This is a genomic window from Meridianimarinicoccus marinus, from assembly GCF_040689105.1.
Lineage (GTDB): Bacteria > Pseudomonadota > Alphaproteobacteria > Rhodobacterales > Rhodobacteraceae > Meridianimarinicoccus > Meridianimarinicoccus marinus.
The window spans coordinates 1-17,227 of the sequence record NZ_JBFBVU010000040.1 but is presented as its reverse complement, the minus strand read 5'-3'; the positions used below and the strand labels follow the sequence as shown (position 1 = coordinate 17,227).

Genomic DNA, 17,227 nt, shown 5'->3' with positions numbered 1-17,227 from the left:
GCGCGCAGCCAAGCGTGCAATGCCTCAACCAAGGGACAGGACAACCGGTGCCTGGCCTCGAGCCGGAACGTGGCATCAAGGCCGTTGATCTGGCGTTCGATGTCGAAGATCGCGTCGATCCTCGCCACCGCCTCCAGTGCGACAGGAGATATATCGTAGGCGGACTTGCCCTTGCGGACATTGCCCTTGATGTCGGCAAGCTCGAAGAACTTCCGCCGGGCATGGCTCCAGCAGAGCGCGCTTCCGGCCGGACCGGGATCACGGTCGCCGCGATAGAGGTCGTTGTAACCGCCATAGGCATCGGCTTGAAGGATGCCCCGCCACCCGGCGAGATGTCGGTTCGGGTGAGCCATCTCCCGATCGCGCGAGAAGTAGAACAGCGCGGCCGGCGGTGCACCGCCCGCGAAAGGCCGGTCGTCGCGGACATAGGTCCAGAGCCGCGCGGTCTTCGTACCGCCCCGGGCCAAGAGCGGCACCGTGGTGTCGTCGCCGTGCAGCCGCTCGGCGGCCAGGACATGGGACCTGATCAGCGCATGGATCGGCTCCAGCGCCACGGTGCAGGCGCCGACCTGGTCAGCCAGGGTGGACAGGCTGACCTCGACACCTTCCTTGGCGTAGCGCTCGACTTGCCTGTTCAGCGGCTGATGCTGGCCGAACTTCTCGAACAGGGTCATCGCAAGCAGGTTGGGCCCAGCCCAGCCACGGGGTGTGGGATGGAACGGCGCTGGCGGCTGGCTGATCTTCTCGCATGCCCGGCAGGTGAACTTCTCGCGGACCGTCTGGATCACCTTCCACTGCCGGGGAATGACCTCGAGCGTCTCGGTGATATCCTCGCCCATCTTCACGATGCGATCCGAGCCACAGCAGGAACAGGCCGTGGGCGCCGAAATCACCACGCGCTCGCGCGGCAGATGCTCCGGGAAGGGTTTGCGGGCCGGGCGGCGACGCTCGAACCCCGCGACGGACGTGGTCTTCACTACCTTCTCGGCGGCGATCTCGTCTTCAGTGGCTGCGGCCTCGAGTTCCTCGAGCTGCAATTCCATCTGGTCGATCAGGCGGGCGCGGTGCTCGGAGCTGTGGCCATATTGCTCGCGCCGGAGCTTGGCGATCTCGAGCCGGAGATGCTTGATCATCGCTTCCGAGGTCGAGACCACCGCCCGGGTCTGCGCCAGCTCGCTCTCTGCGGCCTCGGCACGGGCCTCCGAGGCCGCAAGCGCGGCGCGCAATCTGGCGATCTCGGAAGCGGCATCTGACATGGCCGAGACCTACCATGCAGGCATCGGAAAGCCCATAAAAATAAGGCCGGAGAAGCCAATTTATCCCGCCTTTGCAGGGCGTTGCGTCCAGCGCGGATTGCGCCAGTCGATCCCCTCCAGGAGATAGCCGAGCTGGGCTGCGGATATCTGCACCGCCTCGCCACTTCCACTTGTCGGCCAGATGAACTTCCCGGCCTCCAACCGCTTGGTATAAAGCGACATGCCGACCCCGTCGTGCCAAAGCAATTTTACCAGGTCGCCCTTGCGCCCGCGGAAGCAGAAAATCTCGCCCGCATGCGGATCACGTCCCAAACCCTGCTGCACCGTCAGCGCCAAGGTGTTCATCCCTCGCCGCATGTCGGTGACCCCACCGGCAATCCATACGCGCACCCCCGCCGGGAAGGCGATCATCGGCTTTCCAGGGCCGGCAGCAGCCGCGCCAAAACCTCTGGCTCCACCGACGAAGGGACGAGAAGCCGTCGCCCGTTCCTCAGCACGATCTCGAGCTGGACATCAGGCGTGGTGCGTGGCGCCTCCCGTGCGGTCGCGGGCACGGTCGCAGGTGCCATGGGCGGCGAAACAGCCAGCGGGATGAAGGAAGGCGGTGTCTCGGCGCCAAGTTCGCCAGCGCGATACTGGCGCCGCCATATCGTCAGCAGAGAGCGAGATACGCCATGCCGCCGCGCCGTGGCTGTCACCTGGCGATGCCCCAGGAAGCTTTCCTTCACGATCGCGATCTTGTCGCCATCGCTCCAGTGACGACGGCGCGGCGCATCCGCGGCAGAGAGGACTTCAATCTCGGGTCTGAACTTATGGTCGGCCATAAGGTCGGACTTAGCACCGACGCTGAAACCCCGTCAGACGGCCTCCACCGGAGGGATACTACGTTTCGCGGCACTCCCCCGAAGTATCTTGAGCCAATTGAAAGAATGGATTGAAGATCCGTATAAGCGGGAAGTGGCTATGGGACTTCAACCCGTTCTTTGCCGCGCCAAGCAAAGACGGCTCTGCTGCCCAAGGTCGGACCACCGGAAGCTGAAATTTTTCGTCCATTTGACGACGACAGGCCGGTGACGACATCAGAATAATGCATGGCAATCGGGATGTCGTATCCGATCGTGCCCACGGCGCGATCCTCAATGTGGTACCCACGCCAAAAAACACCAGCTTTTCGGCAGCAAGTTCAAGCGTCAGGAGCCCGCGGGCGCTCGGGCATCCGGCCCGGAACCTGCCATTGACAGCTACATCGAAAGCAGGTTCCGTGCCGATGCGTTACCGATAGATCTGTTCCGGTAGCCACATCGAAAGGCTGGGAAGAAAGCTCAGCATCAGCAGCACGATGATCAGCGGAACAAGGAAGGGTGCCGTTGCCACCACGCATCGCTCGAACGGGACACCGGACACTTTCGACAACACGTACAGCACCATTCCGACCGGCGGTGTCAGAAGCCCGATCATCAGGTTCAGGATCAGAATGATCCCGAAATGGACCGGATCGATACCGATACTGATGGCCACCGGGAGCAGGACCGGCGTCAGGATCGTGATCGCCGCGATGGTCTCCATGAAGCAGCCGATGATCAGCACGATCAGCATGATCACCAGAATGATGAGTGTCGGGCTGTCGGTCATTGTCAGCAAACCCCCGGCGAATTTCTGCGCCACTTGGTTTGCTGTGAGAATCCAGCCGAAGATCGCCGAAGAGGCGACGATCATCATGATCGACGCGGTAGTCTCGACGGTGTCCATCGACACCTTGAGGATGCGTTTCAGGTCGAGCGTGCGGTATACGAACAGCCCGAGGAACATCGCATAGGCGACCGCGGCAATGGCCGCCTCGGTCGGCGTGAAGGCACCGGTCAGGATGCCACCGACAATGATGATCGGTGTGAAAAGCGGCAGGATCGCGTCCGCGAAGGTGCGTCCGAACACGCCAACCTGAAAGGAGGCGTCGCGGGGGTAGTTGCGAACCTTCGAGTAGATCGCCACCATGATCATCAGGGCGGCGGCCATGAGCAGGCCCGGGACGATCCCGGCAGCGAAGAGCTGCCCGATCGAGGCATTGGCAATCACCCCATACACCACCAGAGGCAGCGACGGCGGAATGATCGGCCCGATCGTGGACGAGGCGGCCGTGATGCCGACCGAGAAATCCGTGTCATATCCGGCCTCCCTCATCGCCTTGATCTCGATGTTGCCAAGACCGCCTGCATCGGCGACTGCCGCACCGGACATCCCGGCGAAGATCACTGATGCACCCACATTCACGTGGCCCAGACCGCCATACATCCAGCCGACGGTCGCCCTGGCGAAGGCAAAAATCTTGGTCGTAATCCCCGATGAGTTCATCAGGTGACCGGCGAGGATGAAGAAGGGGACAGCGATCAGCGGGAAGGAGTTGATGCCGCTGACCATATTGTGGAGAACGACAAGGTTCGGCATTCCGCTCGTCGCGATGAAGAACAGCGACGACGCGCCAAGCGCGACGGCAACCGGCGCTCCCGCGATCAGCAGCACAAAGAGGATGACGAACATCAGTGACAGAAACATTTTCTGGGGATCCCGATACTAGATCAATGGTCGGAAAGGGCGTGCTCTTCGACTTCGCGCACGACGTCTTCGGCCTTTTGATGGAACTTCCGCACGAGCCAACGTGCCGAGTAAAACGCCATGGCCGCAAGCCCCAGGGCAACAGCCCAGTAGAGCAGGCTCTTGGGAATTTCCGCCGAGGCCATCTTGGTCTTGGTCTGCTGCGCGAGCCTCACTGCGATCCAGGCCAGATATCCCCAGAACAGGAAGCTGACGGCCTCCATGGTGATGGAGAGCCACTTGCCGACCATTGGCGGCAAGTACCGGTAGAAGAATTCAAGAAAGATATGCGTCCCCTTGCGAGACACCGTCACCGCCCCGAAATAGGCCACAAGGATCAGCACATAGCGTGCGATTTCCTCCGTCCAGGCCAGACTGTCATTCAGGACGTAGCGGGTAAAGAACTGCAAAAAGACAATGATCGCCAGGGCCCACAGGGCGATCAGTCCGGGAATATCGACGAACTTGATATCGGCCGATGAATTGTCATCTTCGATGTCAAGAAAAGGGGCCGCGTCGCGGCCACCTTCTGGGTTCTCGTCCTTTTCAGGATTGACCATTCCCGAAACTTACTGAAGGGCCTGGAGGCGCTCGAAATGATCCATATCGTAGGGCACCTGGGTCATGTCGGTCAACATCGGCTTGACGGCTTCCTGGAAGGGTCCCTTGTCGATCTCGTTGACCTGGATGCCCTGCTCGCGGAACCATGCAACAAGGCTCTGCTCTGAATCGAAGATTTCCTGGCTTACCATGGCGGCGGCTTCCTTCATCACCTCGTCGACGACAGCAGCGTCATCCCCAAGGCGCTGCATGGCGGACTGGGAGGTAATGATCAGCAGCGAGTTCAGGATATGACCGGTCAGGTTGATGTTGGACTGGACCTCGTAGAACTTCTTGAACTGGATGGTCGGAAGCGGGTTTTCCTGTGCGTCCACAACCTTCTGCTGAAGCGCGAGATAGACTTCCGAAAAGGCCATCGGGGTCGGGTTGGCGCCGACCGCGTTCGGGAACATCAGCATGACGGGGCTGTTGGGCACGCGGATCTTCAGGCCTTCCATGTCGGAGGGTTGCAGGATCGGGAAATTCGAGGTGACGTGGCGCTGGCCGTAATAGACAAGGCCGTTCACGGTGTGGCCGGTCGCGCCCTTGTAGCCTTCGGACAGCTCAGCGAACAGATCGCTATCGCGATAGGTTTTCCAGTGGTCGTAGCCGCTCATGATGAACGGGTAATCCGAAATGGCGATCGGTCCGTAATAGCGCTCCACGAAGCTCGGCCCGGTATAGATGATATCGACGGCACCGATTCCGAGACCTTCGTTGATCTCGACTTCCTTGCCCAGCGACGAGGCCGGAAAGACCTGGATGTCGATGCGTCCATCCGTGCGCTCGGCCACTTCCTCGGCCGCCCAGAGCGCTACCTGGTGGTAGCCCGAGCCCTCTTCATACACATGCGCCCATTTCAGCGTCTGCTGAGCAAGCGCAGAAGTAGCACCGCCAACCGCGATTGCGGCAACAAGCGCAATAGTCGCCAATTTACTCTGAACCATCGTATCCTCCCAGGTTGTTTATCGCCAACGGCGGCTCCTGCCAACTTTTGCCGTCGGCTTTGGAAGCCGCAGTCTGTTCGATCCGTGGTAGCAAATCAACGCCTTGATTTTCCCGCCACCTCAGTTTTCGAAAAGACAGAGTCCACAAGACAGTTCAGTGACTTGTTTGCCACGCACCTGGCCTGGTCGAAAGTTCTGACGATTTCATGAGGTCCGTGTGCTGCGATGCCGGCAGTCGGGTTTTAGAGAGACGCTGAAGATCAACGCGACACTGTTAACGGCAGGCCATGCGGCCCCACTAGGGCCACGGTAGCTGCGAAGATCTTCAGTTTGGTATTCTCATCCGCATGCGTCTTCGGCCGCCTCGCCTTCGACACCGTAATGCCACCGAACTTGGCCTTCTAGTTACAGAAGTTGCCTTCCGACATGCTTTGCTTGCGGCAGAGGTCCGCGCACTTCGCACCTGCCTCGTGCCCGGCAAGGACGCCGATGTTTTCCCATTCCGTGAACCTCGTTCGCTTCATTGTCCCTCTTCAAGTCGGGGCAGGCTCTAAGCGGCGGGGGAGGAAAAATCCCGTGGCAGGTCACGACGGCTACAATGAAAACCACACGCACTCGAGGCTGAAGATGCGCCCACCACGCGAGTTCATCGCAGCTCAAATCGCAACCGCCTGAGTATCCGGTGAAACGGCGGCAAGATCACCGCCAGCCGGCGCAGCCTCAAGCCGGTGAATGGAACCTGATCCCAAAGTCCTTTCAATGTCTCGGAAGAACTGCAAAATTGCATAGCCAAACAGGGATGGCCGTTGGACATGTATACATTGAAGTATCAGCCGGGTGTCGAGATCTCACCTTTGCTCTTCACGGCTTCGAATGGTCTCGACTTTTCCAGTCCCGATGGCTGCCTCATCCACAATGTCCTTGATCTTGGGACGAAGGGTTTCAGGATCGTTTCCGTGAATTCCAGCGGACATCGCGCGCGTTTCGTTGAAAAGGATCGGACGTCCATCAGTTTGCCAAAACGTGGCTTCGGGACAGTCAATGTTGACGGACGCATCCAAACTGTCCGTCCGGGCGAAGCGATCGTGCTTGGTCCATCTGAACGGTAGAGCGAGATGCATCCGGAGGCAACCGGATGCATCTATGAAGGGTACACCATCATATCCCCGCCGAACTGGCCCTACGGGATGTCCGGGGAAACCATGCTTGGCGGGCCAGACCCAAAGCAACTGAAGCTCCTGGAACTTCTGGAGTTCTCGTTCAACCATCTTTCGAATCCGGATCTCGTTTCCGACAGGGCAGTCATGCTTCTCGAGGCGCTGGTCGAGGATGCTCTTATTGACGTGCTGAAACCGGGCGTCTCCCATCACGATGAAAGATCGCGTGGCCACCGCTACGAGAACATCGCCAAATCCGTCGAAGCCTACATCGACGCAAGTTTTTCCGAAGCGATCACTGTTTCGCAGATCGCCGCCGAATTGAATCTGTCGACAAGGGTTCTGCAAAGGGCGTTCAAGGATCGGCGCGGGATGACCATTCGCAGCTATCTGTCAATCGTGCGGCTCAACGCCATGCGTGGCACCCTTCTGGGCGCCGCGCCGCAGGTTTCAGTCACCTCGGCCGCTCTGGATTCGGGCCTGTTCCACCTGGGACGGGCTAGTGCCGCCTACCGGCAGCGCTTTGGCGAGACCCCGTCCGAAACTCTTTGCCACAATATTGGGCAGCAGACCGACAGCGCAGCAGTTGCGCGCCGGGGCGGTGCGTGATCTTGACCAGTGTACCGGGCAAGAAAATCATGGTCCGGGCGCAAACTGGATAGTACGGGTTCGTTCCGGATAGCGTGTGTTCCCCTCCCCCCATAGGCTTTGATTCCAAAGCATCTTTATCGGGAACTGACGACAATGAACCAGGCACGCCTTCCTCTGACTCGTACCGTCCGCAAACTCTTGCCAGTTGCGCTTCTGGGCCTCGTCGCCGCCTGCGCCGAAACCGGCGGAACCACGGCCTCGGCACCGACGGCAAGTGCGGTCGGGCAAGACAGCACCGGCGATACGGTGTCGGTGGCGCTGCGGGCGCGCGGCGATGGCAACCAGACGGTCACCCTGTCGGCCGGCCTCGACTACACCTGTAACGGGGTTCTGGAAGACGCGCCCGCGGCCAGCGCGTCGGAACTGACGAACATCGTGTGCACGGATGGCTCCACAGGGACAGCCACCCTGGTTTACGATGCCACTGCACAACCCTCCCAGTTTGTCTTCAGCCGTCCGGGCAAGAGCGCCGGTTCCATCCGGTTCTGACCCGCGCAGGGCGGCGCAGTCCGCCCCTGCCGTGCAAAAAGCTGCGTATCTCGCGCCGGTCCTGACCGAAAGGACGGGGATCGGCGCGGTTGAACCAACAATGGGAATCCAGGTTTTGCTTGCAAGAATTTTCACCGCCCGGATCACGGCCACCATCCTCTTGATGGCGCTGCTCCAGCCGGTTGTGTCCGCGCCAGCGGCGGCCCAGGGCATCAGGACGGAACGTGTGTCCTTTGCGCCGGGGACGTCCGGCAGCGTCATTCAGACCCGTCTGGTCGGTCAGGATATCATCGACTACGTCCTGAACGCCCGCGGCGGTCAGCGAATGGTGATCGACCTCGCCACGGACAACCCCAGTGCCTATTTCAACCTGATGCCATCGGGAGACCCGAAGGCGATCCATATCGGATCGACCGAGGGCAACCATTTCGATGGCACGCTTCCGGCCAGCGGAGACTGGGTGATCCGGGTCTACCTCATCCGCGCCGCCGCACGGCGCGACGAGACCGCGAACCTCACGCTGTCCATCCATATCGGCGGCGCAAGCCATTCGGTGCCGGCGACAGACTTCGCGGATGGCGACGCAGGAGGACCGGATTACTAGCAGGTCAAAGGGCTGTCCGGGGGCGACACTTTGAACGTCCGCAGCGGCCCCGGGACGACGCATCAGGTGGTCGCGCGCGTTCATACCGGGCAGGTCTTTCGAAACCTCCGCTGCCACGGCACCGGGAGCAGTCGCTGGTGCCATGTTGAATCCGGCGACGGGCTCATCTCGGGTTGGGTCTCGGGCCATTACCTGCAGGAAAGCGGCGCGACGCAGTCAACATCGGCCTCCTTGCCCGCGTCGAACTTTGCCGACGGCGATGCCGGTGGCCCGGACTTCTGGGAGGTCACGGGCGTGGCCGCGGGCGATTTCCTCAATATTCGAACCGGACCGTCGACGCGGTACAGCATTGTCGCCCGCGCCCCGAACGGTCTGACCTTGCGCAACCTCGGGTGCAGCGGGACGGGCAGCAGTCGCTGGTGTCATGTCCAGACCCCGGATGGCAACTACGACGGTTGGGTAGCGGGGCGCTACCTGCGCGAGGGTGCAGCCCCGGCCGCAGCCGGCGCAGGCATCCAGATCCCCTCCGGCAGCGCTGTTGCGCCAGACCTGTTCCTGCGTCCGACCGGTGAAATCGAGGTCGGATGGTCCGGGGGATGTACTGTCCTCTACAATCCCGCGGGCCAGCGGATACAGGCGGGCAGTTCCTGCTCGTCGGCGCAACTGACGCTTTCGGACGCTGCCGTCGCCCGTATACGCTGATTGCCTAAACGGTCATTTCAGCGAAAGCCCGGCGCCGGATGTCCCTCTCCGCGCCGGGCAATCAACAAAAGGATCAATGCCATGGGCCTGACCAACATGCGTGCCCTGTCCCTCCCGATGGCCTTGTGCCTTGCGGCGCTCGCTCCGATAGAAACCTTCGCGCAGGACGACGGCCAGGTGCCGCGGCTTCAACAGCTCGTATTTCCGCCTCTTCCCGATGGCACGCCTGCCCTGCCGGAGGATATCGTCGCGGCGCTCGACCGGGTGCTGCCGTCGCTCACCATCCCGGAGTTGAGCGGCTTCATGGAGGACGGCCAACTGACGTCGGTCATCCTCACGCGCTATTATCTGGAGCGGATCGCGGCACTGGACGACCATTACCGCACCTACCTTGAGGTCAACCCGGCCGCCATTGAAGAGGCGCAATCCGCCGATGCGCTGCGTGCCGAAGGCACGGTTCTTGGCCCGCTCCACGGGATACCGGTCAGCCTCAAGGACAACATCGGCACGGCTGCACCGATGCACACCACCGCCGGCGCGGAGATCCTGCGCGACCACGCCCCGGAGGCGGACGCGGCATTGGTCCGCCAGCTTCGGGACGGTGGCGCGGTGATCCTTGGCAAAGCCAATCTCTCGGAATTCGCCGGAGCGATCTCGCTTGGACTTTTTCTTGGTGGCTCTACGGCCATTGCCGGAAGCGGCATCAATCCGCATGGCGCCTTTCCCACCGGCGGGTCCAGTTCCGGATCGGCAGGGGCCGTGGCGGCGAACCTCACGACCGTTAGCGTCGGCAGCGAGACCTCGGGCTCGCTGATCGCGCCCTCCGCGTGGCACAGCGTCGTCGGCATGAAACCAAGCCGTGATCTGGTCAGTGGCGACGGCGTGATCCCGCTTCTGACAACCAACGATTCCCCCGGACCCATTGCCCGAACCGTGACCGATGCGGCACTTCTGCTTGGTGTCATCGACACGGGACATGCCGACTACGCAGCGGCGCTGTCTCTCGACGCGCTTCAAGGCCTTCGGGTCGGTGTGCTGGCCAGCGAACTGGCGGCCCAGAAGGGAAATGCGGATCTGCTGCAAAGGATCGCCACGGCCCTGACTCTCACCGGGGCCGAGGTCGGGCCCGCGAGCTTGTCGGGCTGGCAATCCGCCTTGAGCGAATTCGATCTCTTTCTGGCCGGGGGCATCCGGTACGAGATGACGGCCTACATCGGGTCGATACGACCCGAAATCGACGGCCCCGAGGCGCTGGCCGCCTATTACGCGGCTGACCCCGACACGCGGGCCCCCTTCGGCACCCCCGTGCTTGACGCGAAGCTGGCCGAAGCGGCAACCCTGTCGGAAGAAGATTTTCGCGCCATGGGAGAGAGCTTGACAGCAAAGGCGGCAGAACTGCTGGATGCTGCCTTTGCCGCCAGCGGCGCGGAGGTGCTTGTCAGCATCGACAACGACCATTCCCAAGTCTACGCGACCGCCGGCTATCCGGCCATCACCGTGCCCCTCGGCGCGCGGTCCGGTGGCGGCATCCTGGCAGCTCTTGGCAGCGACGGCGCGGGTATGCCGGTCGGCGCCACGCTGATCGGAAAGCAGGGCGCGGATGCATCCCTGCTCGGCTATGCCTATGCCTTCGAACAGGCGTCCCAGCTTCAACTCACCCCGGAGATCTCGCCATGAAAATCCGCGCAAGACCAGCGCTCACCGCATTGACCGCATTGACCGCCTGCGTGCTGGCCGGCGGCTTGCTGCAGGCGCAAGACACCGAGCTTTCGCCCCAGGATCAGGCAAAGCTCGACACTTACAACGCCTTCCGCGCAGACATCGCCAGCTTTCTGCCAACGGTCAACTTCTATGACACGGCGGCCTTGCCGGTGACCTTCCCGTTTCGGGAGGTGATGGCCCATGTCGTCGTCGACCTGTCGTTCGACGGCGAGACGGCGCTTCCGGTGATGCTCGACACCGGCGCGCCAACCATCCTAACCGACGCTTTGATCGAGGCCCGGGGCGGCGAGACGGTCTTCGAGGCGCCGGGTCTGGCGGGCGGCGGCGCAATCGTCTGGACCCCGACGACCCTGATACCCTCGGCCACGGTCCAGGGCACCCTTGCCATTGACAGCCTGACCGCCGGGTCCGGCTGGGCCGCGGACGGCGCCTTCTACTGCATCACGCAACACGGGCTGCTCGGCGCGCCGGCGATGCGCAACGGCATCTGGCAGGTGGACTACGGGGCGAACGAGATCACTGTGGCGGCCAGCCTCGACCAACTCGACCATATCGAGGGCGCGATCGCCCTGCCGTTCACGATCAAACCCGGTACGACATCCCCGACGCCGCATGTTCAACTGCAGGTCGGGAATGGCACGCTGGAATTCGTCGTCGACAGCGGCGGCGGCATTCCCCTGACGATCAACACCAAAGATCTGGCCTCGGTCGGTGTGGAGGTGCCCGAAAGCGCCCCGAAAATGACCAACATCGCAGGTGGCGCCGCCGGGGCTTTCGAATTCACGCTGAACGCCCTGCAACTCCCGGTGGGCATCGCTGGAACGGAAATCACCACGACGGTATTCGTGGGTGACGGCATGGCGCCGGGCGTGGCGGGAAATATGGGTCACATGTTCCTCAAGGATTACGTTGTGACCTTCGACTGGGCATCCGAAACGATCTCTCTTGATCCGCTGGCAACAGACGGCGGATTGTCGGGCATGACGGATGTGCCCGCTGCAGGGGTTGGGCTGCAGCCCGACGGGTCGATCATGGTGACGTCCATGGCGGTGGGGGGCCGTGCAGACGAGGCAGGTCTTGTACTCGGCGAGACGGTGGTTTCGATTAACGGCCAGGACGTCACCGGCAATGGCCCGGATCTCTTTTGCGACCTGAGCGCAGCCGGCATTGCCACCATCACAACCGAAGCGGGTCAGACCTACGATGTCAGCGACATTGAAGGGTTCTTGGCCATCGCCGATTGACGCCGCGCTGATGTCCGACCCGGCGGCTGCCTGCGCATCTTTGCGCGATCCGGGGTCGGAAACGACTGCGGTGCAATTCAACGGCATTCGCCGGGTCCCCTGCCCCGGACATGCCGCGTCTACCGTGCGAGAAACCAGATGAACCTGAAAGACAACGCCATCGTGCGCCTGACGGAAAGGGCGAAACGCCCGTCCGGATGGGTGCTCGCTTGGAGCGCGGCAATCGTCATTATCATCGTCGGGGGCATCATCGGATCTTTGGTCGGTTCTGCGGTTCTTGGAAACGACAAAACCAGCCCGCTGCATCAATACACCGAACTCTTCATCTTCGGCTTCACCCTGCTCGCGCTGTTTGTCTGGGTGCGCCTCAAGGAAGGCAGGCCCCTGTCGACCGTCGGGCTCTGCGGCAAGGGCGGCGCCCGTAAGTTTCTGCTGGGCCTTGCCATCGGTGCTGTGATGATGACGGTCCCGGTGGTCTTCATGCTGTTGACCGGGATCTTCGAGATCGGGGGGAGCGCGCACCGCCGGTCGGGTGTGTCGGCGCTTTTTCCGATCCTGCCCCTGCTTGCGGTGTTCGCGATCCAAGGAACCACGGAAGAGGCCGTAGTGAGAGGATATATGCTTCAGATGGGCGCGCGTCAGCTTCCCGGTTGGGTCGCCATCCTGGGAAGCTCCCTGCTCTTCGCCGTCATCCACGTCACCTTCGATCCGATCATCCTCCTCGTGCTGTTCCTCTACGCCGTCTTTGCTTGCGTCGTAGCCCTGCAGCAAGGCTCGCTCTGGCTCATCAGCGGCATTCACGTCGGGTGGAATTTCTTTCAGGGAAATGTGTTCGGCCTGCCGGTCAGCGGGCATCCCCGCGCGACCGCGCTGTTAAGCATCGGACCCGCCGAGGGCAGCGCGCTGATTCTGTCGGGAGGCGACTTCGGCGTCGAAGCCAGCCTGCCGGGGCTTGTCGTTCTGGTCGTCGCCCTTGTGGTTGCCTGGTGGGGCATCCGAAACCGCCCTGCGGCCGACGCTTGGCCTGCAGATCGAGGGCCGCAGCCATGATCCCGCGATGATGCAGACGATGAGACCGGACCGGACCACGACAGAACAACACGCAACCCAAAAGACACCGCGTAAGGAATACTGGCCATGACCGCCGCAGAAATCCTCACCCTCGTCGCTTCCCTGATCGCCGGGGAGCCCGAGGCCCCGAACTTCCCGAATCTCGTGGCCGGCACCGCGGATCCGGCTCATGCGACCAAGATTACCCCCTGCAACCGTCCGGTGGCCCCTGCCGAGATCGAAGGTCAGACGGTGATCTGCGGCACGGTCGAAGTGCCAGAGGATCACGCCAATCCCGATGGCCGAAAGATGAACCTCAGCTGGATCGTCTACAAATCCCACTCGCTGTCGCCCGCACCCGATCCGGTGGTTTATCTTCATGGCGGGCCGGGCGGGGGAACGGTCCGCACGGTCAACGCGGTCAGCCGGTATTTTGACCACCTGCGCCAGCGTCGCGACATCATCTCGTTCGATCAGCGCGGGGTGGACGCCAGCGCCCCCGACATGGACTGCTTCGGCACCATTGCCGACAACCTCGACGAGTCGGTCCGGTCGATCGCTGGCGAGGACCTGCCGGACCTGCCGGTCGATTTCGCGCGGGACTGCCTGAAAGAAATCGCCGGGCGAGGCGTCGACATCACCGAGATCAACACGACCCAGAACGCGCTGGATGTCGGTGCGGTCATGGCGGCCCTCGGCTATCCGGAATACAACATCTACGGGGTTTCCTACGGCACCAAGCTCACGCTTGAGGTCATGCGGCAGGAGATCCCCGGCATCCGCGCCATCGTCTTGGACGGGGTCGCGCCGCCGCAGGTCCAACTCTACGATCAACTCATCACGCCCTATGCAAACTCTTTCGACAACACGTTCGGCCCGTGTGAGCGCGATCCCGTTTGCGCCGCGGCCTATCCCGATATCACCGCGCGTTTCTACGCGCTGCTCGACCAAATGACAGAGACGCCGGTCGAGGTGCTGGGACAGCCCTACGCGGCCATCCAGCTCTTTCTCCATCTCAAGGGGCGCAACGACCGGCGCAGTCAGAACCCCAACAAGCTCTCGACCTACCTGCCACTGATGGTGACCCAGCTAGAGCAAGGCGACACAACCCTGCTGACCCAGATCGTCAGCGGAGATCTTCCGCCCAAGGTGACGGGCGAATCCCTTGTCGCCCAGGCCCGTGCGGTCGGGCTGAGCGGGAATGAACAGGCGCTGGTCGTCGCCGCGACCACCGCTGCGCAGGTCATCGAGGCCAATGGCACGATGGCGCGGGAAGCGATCCGCCAGCTTGAAAACGACATTGCCGCCGACCGCGCGCATGTCGGTCTGGCCGAGCTTTTCGATGACGTGCTCGAAGAGGCCATTCAGGCCCTGGAAACACGCGAAGCCCGCCTTGCCGTGGCCCGGGACTATTTGAACCTGCGGTTCGCCGCGCCCGAGAAGACCACTCTGCTCGATCTCGTCGCGGCGCATTTCGACGGGTCTGTCCGGACACAACTGACCACACTCACGCAGGCGATGAGCGATGCGGATGTCATTCGGGTTTTCGAGTTGATCGGGCTGGACAATCAGGCGTTGGAAGACGGCGTGGAGGGCGACTTTGAGGCCTACCTCTACGCGTGCCAGGAGGACTACGTAGGCGGCTTCAACTCGGCGGAAGGCTTCCAGGAAGAGACCCGTTCGCTTCCGTTCGGGCCGCTATTCGGCGCTGTACTGGCCGAGGAAATCCCGGCCTTCTTCACCGTGTGCAACGAGGTCTTCACGCCAGTCCCGCGAGACAACTGGCTGGAACCCGTTGAAAGCGCGCAGCCTGTGCTGCTGATGAACGGAGAGATCGACGTACAGACTTCGGGCGCTTGGGGGGCCGTTGCAGCGGCCACACTGAGCAATTCGCGAAATCTCGTCTTTCCCGAATCTGGTCACGGCACGATCCTCTTCAGCCAATGCGCCCGCGATATTACGGCGGCGTACATTGAAGATCCCGATGGCCGCATCGACACCTCCTGCATCGCGGATCTCCGCGCCCCGGTCATGTTGCCCGATGGAACCATGCATCAGCTCCCGCTATAGATGTCAACGGAGGCGCAAAATCCGACCACGGAGCGGAGGAAGCGTCGGCCGGTCTGGACGGGCTCGGTGCCATGGTCCGCAAGGACCAAACCTGCTCTTGGGTCAGGAGCTTTTCGGGGCCTTGCTCTGCACGAGGCGATAGCTGTCGCCTTTGATCTCCAGGATGCTGACATGTTGGGTTAGGCGGTCGAGCAAGGCGCCTGGGTGAACTGATGCGGTGGATGCCTCCATCGCTTTGGTTCCTACGAAACCGTTATGGCACACTCGATGCGGTCGGATGAGGGCATCCACTGCATCAGTTCACCCAGCATTCCGATAGGAATCTATGAACGAACTTAGCACGGCGCCAGTTACTTCCCCCTGCCCCGGCGGACGGTGTGCGACTTCTACTTCCCCAACCCCCTGATCAGATCTCGCTGGCGTTGCAGGGTAACGGGCATGTAGGCGGATGTAGTCGTGGCAATCTTCTCGTGGCCCATGTTCATCGACCAGGCTTTGAAGTGTTCCATGTCCGGACAAACCTTATCGCCGTACAGGGCCAGCGTTTTGCGGAAACTGTGCGGAGTGTATTCGGGCAATTGAACAGTGGCGAAGGCCGCTCGGATGATCTGATTCAATTTTTCCCCACTGGAATAACCCTCGCGCGACAGACCGAGCACAGTAAACCCACCCGCTTTGGACAGCCCTGTGCGCGCCTTGGGAAAAAGCGCGTCTTCCGGTCCGAACAATTTTTCCTGCTCCAGATAGCGCACCCAATCCGTGAAGCAGTCCAGATAGGTCGGGTCAACCGGGAAGAACCAGGTGTTGATGGTTTTGGCGTTCTTGGTCTTCACGTCTCGCGCATCCTGAAAAACATGACCTTCCACCAGGTTAATATGCTTGAGCTTCAGGGATGCAACTGCGCCGTCCCGCGCGCATGTCAGCATGAAGAACGCAAACAGCGCTTTGTCGCGACGGGCAAAGTCCGTGTCTTCGGGCATGGCTTGAAATGCATGGAACGCTTGCGCCATCGACGGATAAGGAATGTCGCGCTGTGTGTGGGCGACACGGGAATTTTTGGCGGTATTGTTGAAGTACTCCACATCAGGATAAGTGATCCGCGATTTGTAGCCCGGTTGCCCCGCCAACCAATGGAAGAATCCCTTCACCAACCGCAGAGTGGCATCGACCGTCGAATAGGTCAGAGGCTTGGCCGGTGCGCGCGTTTTTTGCCTTCGCTAAAGCGGCCTTGAATGCCCTGGCTTGATCAATGTGGAAAGCCTTGAATGGCTTAAACTTGGTGCTTTCCTCAAACCGCCGGATCGCCGCCAGGACCTTGTCGATGGTCTTCTCGTCCTGACCTTTCGCGTCCTGCAGATAGATCATGTAGCTGCGCTTGATACGCTCGTTGTCTTCGTTATGAATTCGCATGTCTTTACCTCATTTCGGTCATAGTGGAGGGGTTGAGAAGTACCTGTCGCGATCTGAACCGCCCAAACTCTGGACGTACGGGATCACGGCTTACCGAGTTCCTTTACGGCGTGAATCCTCAGGGTAATATGTGGCCGCATGGCGAATACCCCCAAGTGATGGCTCAAGGGCGTGTTTGGAGGTTCTGTTAGGCGTCGACATCGCCCCCGATGGCGATGTCGAGGCTTTTGCGAAACCTGGGGATGTCTGCTGCCCTGATTGTGCGGAGGCAACGGCCTTCACAAACCTCACACAAGGCCTCCAAGCGGCCACTGGTCCCGGTAATCGCCGTGTAGTCAGCCATCAATCCGTAAGGACGCCGGGGGGCTTTGCAGGACATGCAGAAAAACTGGTCATTGGCCAATGGGTGCTTCACTTTACGGGTCTTGTCCTCGATGAATTCCCTAAGGACCATTCCCATGATGCAATGAGGACGCCTCTGGGTTAGAACGCCAAGACCCTGCTTGCGCCAAGACCGGATGGTCTGGACCGTCACGCCCAGTGCATCCGAAGCTTCCTGGTACGTATACAGGCGATTGACCTTTACCGTGCGTGCCGAGCATCGCCGCGCCATTACCTACGCCCCCTGACATTGGTCTCGACGCGCTGCGCTTCGACCCTGAACTGGCCCCCATTTCGCCCGGACATCTTGGCTTGAGCCAGGAGGCTTAAGGATAGCCTTAAGCACGTGCTGATG

At 61.5% G+C, this 17,227-nt stretch carries 18 protein-coding genes and 1 pseudogene; 9 read left to right on the top strand and 10 right to left on the bottom strand.

Annotated features, from left to right (window positions below; all coding sequences use genetic code 11):
• The 8 genes and pseudogenes from tnpC to AB0T83_RS18675 all read right to left on the bottom strand — a co-directional run.
• On the bottom strand, positions 1-1,256 hold a 1,256-nt coding region (tnpC, locus tag AB0T83_RS18710), incomplete at its 3' end, for an IS66 family transposase (RefSeq protein WP_366194742.1).
• A 60-nt stretch (positions 1,257-1,316) separates the two neighbouring features.
• Complete coding sequence (tnpB, locus tag AB0T83_RS18705) at positions 1,317-1,667, bottom strand: IS66 family insertion sequence element accessory protein TnpB (RefSeq protein WP_009803441.1); 351 nt, start codon at positions 1,665-1,667, stop codon at positions 1,317-1,319.
• The gene (gene tnpA / locus AB0T83_RS18700) at positions 1,664-2,080 is read right to left on the bottom strand and encodes an IS66-like element accessory protein TnpA (protein WP_193140855.1); all 417 of its coding nucleotides are present in this window, start codon (positions 2,078-2,080) and stop codon (positions 1,664-1,666) included. Before tnpA ends, tnpB begins: the two co-directional genes overlap by 4 nt.
• A 137-nt stretch (positions 2,081-2,217) precedes the next feature.
• Positions 2,218-2,382, bottom strand: a complete 165-nt coding sequence (locus tag AB0T83_RS18695; RefSeq protein WP_366194741.1) for a hypothetical protein — start codon at positions 2,380-2,382, stop codon at positions 2,218-2,220.
• A 146-nt stretch (positions 2,383-2,528) separates the two neighbouring features.
• On the bottom strand, positions 2,529-3,791 hold the full coding sequence (locus AB0T83_RS18690; RefSeq protein ID WP_366194740.1) for a TRAP transporter large permease: 1,263 nt from the start codon (positions 3,789-3,791) through the stop codon (positions 2,529-2,531).
• A gap of 38 nt (positions 3,792-3,829) precedes the next feature.
• The gene (locus AB0T83_RS18685; RefSeq protein ID WP_366194739.1) at positions 3,830-4,405 is read right to left on the bottom strand and encodes a TRAP transporter small permease; all 576 of its coding nucleotides are present in this window, start codon (positions 4,403-4,405) and stop codon (positions 3,830-3,832) included.
• Between the two features lie 9 nt (positions 4,406-4,414).
• Positions 4,415-5,392: a sialic acid TRAP transporter substrate-binding protein SiaP gene (locus AB0T83_RS18680; protein ID WP_366194738.1), complete on the bottom strand. Its 978-nt coding sequence runs from the start codon at positions 5,390-5,392 to the stop codon at positions 4,415-4,417.
• A 323-nt stretch (positions 5,393-5,715) separates the two neighbouring features.
• Positions 5,716-5,916: pseudogene (locus tag AB0T83_RS18675) on the bottom strand (transposase); the annotation flags it as partial.
• A 288-nt stretch (positions 5,917-6,204) separates the two neighbouring features.
• Here AB0T83_RS18675 and AB0T83_RS18670 point away from each other — a divergent pair.
• The 9 genes from AB0T83_RS18670 (at position 6,205) to AB0T83_RS18630 (ending at position 15,081) form a co-directional block, all read left to right on the top strand.
• A complete protein-coding gene (locus AB0T83_RS18670) occupies positions 6,205-6,501 on the top strand; it encodes a hypothetical protein (RefSeq protein ID WP_366194737.1) in 297 nt (98 codons plus the stop codon).
• A 78-nt stretch (positions 6,502-6,579) separates the two neighbouring features.
• Entirely contained in the window at positions 6,580-7,158 is a 579-nt protein-coding gene (locus AB0T83_RS18665; protein WP_366194736.1) for an AraC family transcriptional regulator, read from the top strand.
• A gap of 135 nt (positions 7,159-7,293) precedes the next feature.
• Positions 7,294-7,689 (top strand): hypothetical protein, encoded by a 396-nt coding sequence (locus AB0T83_RS18660; RefSeq protein WP_366194735.1) that lies wholly within the window; start codon positions 7,294-7,296, stop codon positions 7,687-7,689.
• A gap of 31 nt (positions 7,690-7,720) precedes the next feature.
• On the top strand, positions 7,721-8,293 hold the full coding sequence (locus AB0T83_RS18655; RefSeq protein ID WP_366194734.1) for a hypothetical protein: 573 nt from the start codon (positions 7,721-7,723) through the stop codon (positions 8,291-8,293).
• 30 nt (positions 8,294-8,323) lie between these two features.
• On the top strand, positions 8,324-8,995 hold the full coding sequence (locus AB0T83_RS18650; RefSeq protein WP_366194733.1) for an SH3 domain-containing protein: 672 nt from the start codon (positions 8,324-8,326) through the stop codon (positions 8,993-8,995).
• 81 nt (positions 8,996-9,076) lie between these two features.
• Entirely contained in the window at positions 9,077-10,672 is a 1,596-nt protein-coding gene (locus AB0T83_RS18645) for an amidase family protein (RefSeq protein ID WP_366194732.1), read from the top strand.
• Between the two features lie 50 nt (positions 10,673-10,722).
• A complete protein-coding gene (locus tag AB0T83_RS18640) occupies positions 10,723-11,961 on the top strand; it encodes a hypothetical protein (RefSeq protein ID WP_366194731.1) in 1,239 nt (412 codons plus the stop codon).
• Between the two features lie 138 nt (positions 11,962-12,099).
• Complete coding sequence (locus AB0T83_RS18635; protein WP_366194730.1) at positions 12,100-13,011, top strand: CPBP family intramembrane glutamic endopeptidase; 912 nt, start codon at positions 12,100-12,102, stop codon at positions 13,009-13,011.
• Positions 13,012-13,098: 87 nt separating this feature from the next.
• Positions 13,099-15,081 (top strand): alpha/beta fold hydrolase, encoded by a 1,983-nt coding sequence (locus AB0T83_RS18630; protein WP_366194729.1) that lies wholly within the window; start codon positions 13,099-13,101, stop codon positions 15,079-15,081.
• A gap of 386 nt (positions 15,082-15,467) precedes the next feature.
• Here the strand turns inward: AB0T83_RS18630 and AB0T83_RS18620 are convergent, their stop codons facing one another.
• Both AB0T83_RS18620 and AB0T83_RS18615 read right to left on the bottom strand, forming a co-directional pair.
• On the bottom strand, positions 15,468-16,229 hold the full coding sequence (locus AB0T83_RS18620; protein ID WP_366194728.1) for a site-specific integrase: 762 nt from the start codon (positions 16,227-16,229) through the stop codon (positions 15,468-15,470).
• Positions 16,165-16,491, bottom strand: a complete 327-nt coding sequence (locus AB0T83_RS18615) for a hypothetical protein (protein ID WP_366194727.1) — start codon at positions 16,489-16,491, stop codon at positions 16,165-16,167. The genes AB0T83_RS18620 and AB0T83_RS18615 overlap by 65 nt, the downstream gene beginning before the upstream one ends.
• Positions 16,492-17,227: the final 736 nt, after the last annotated feature.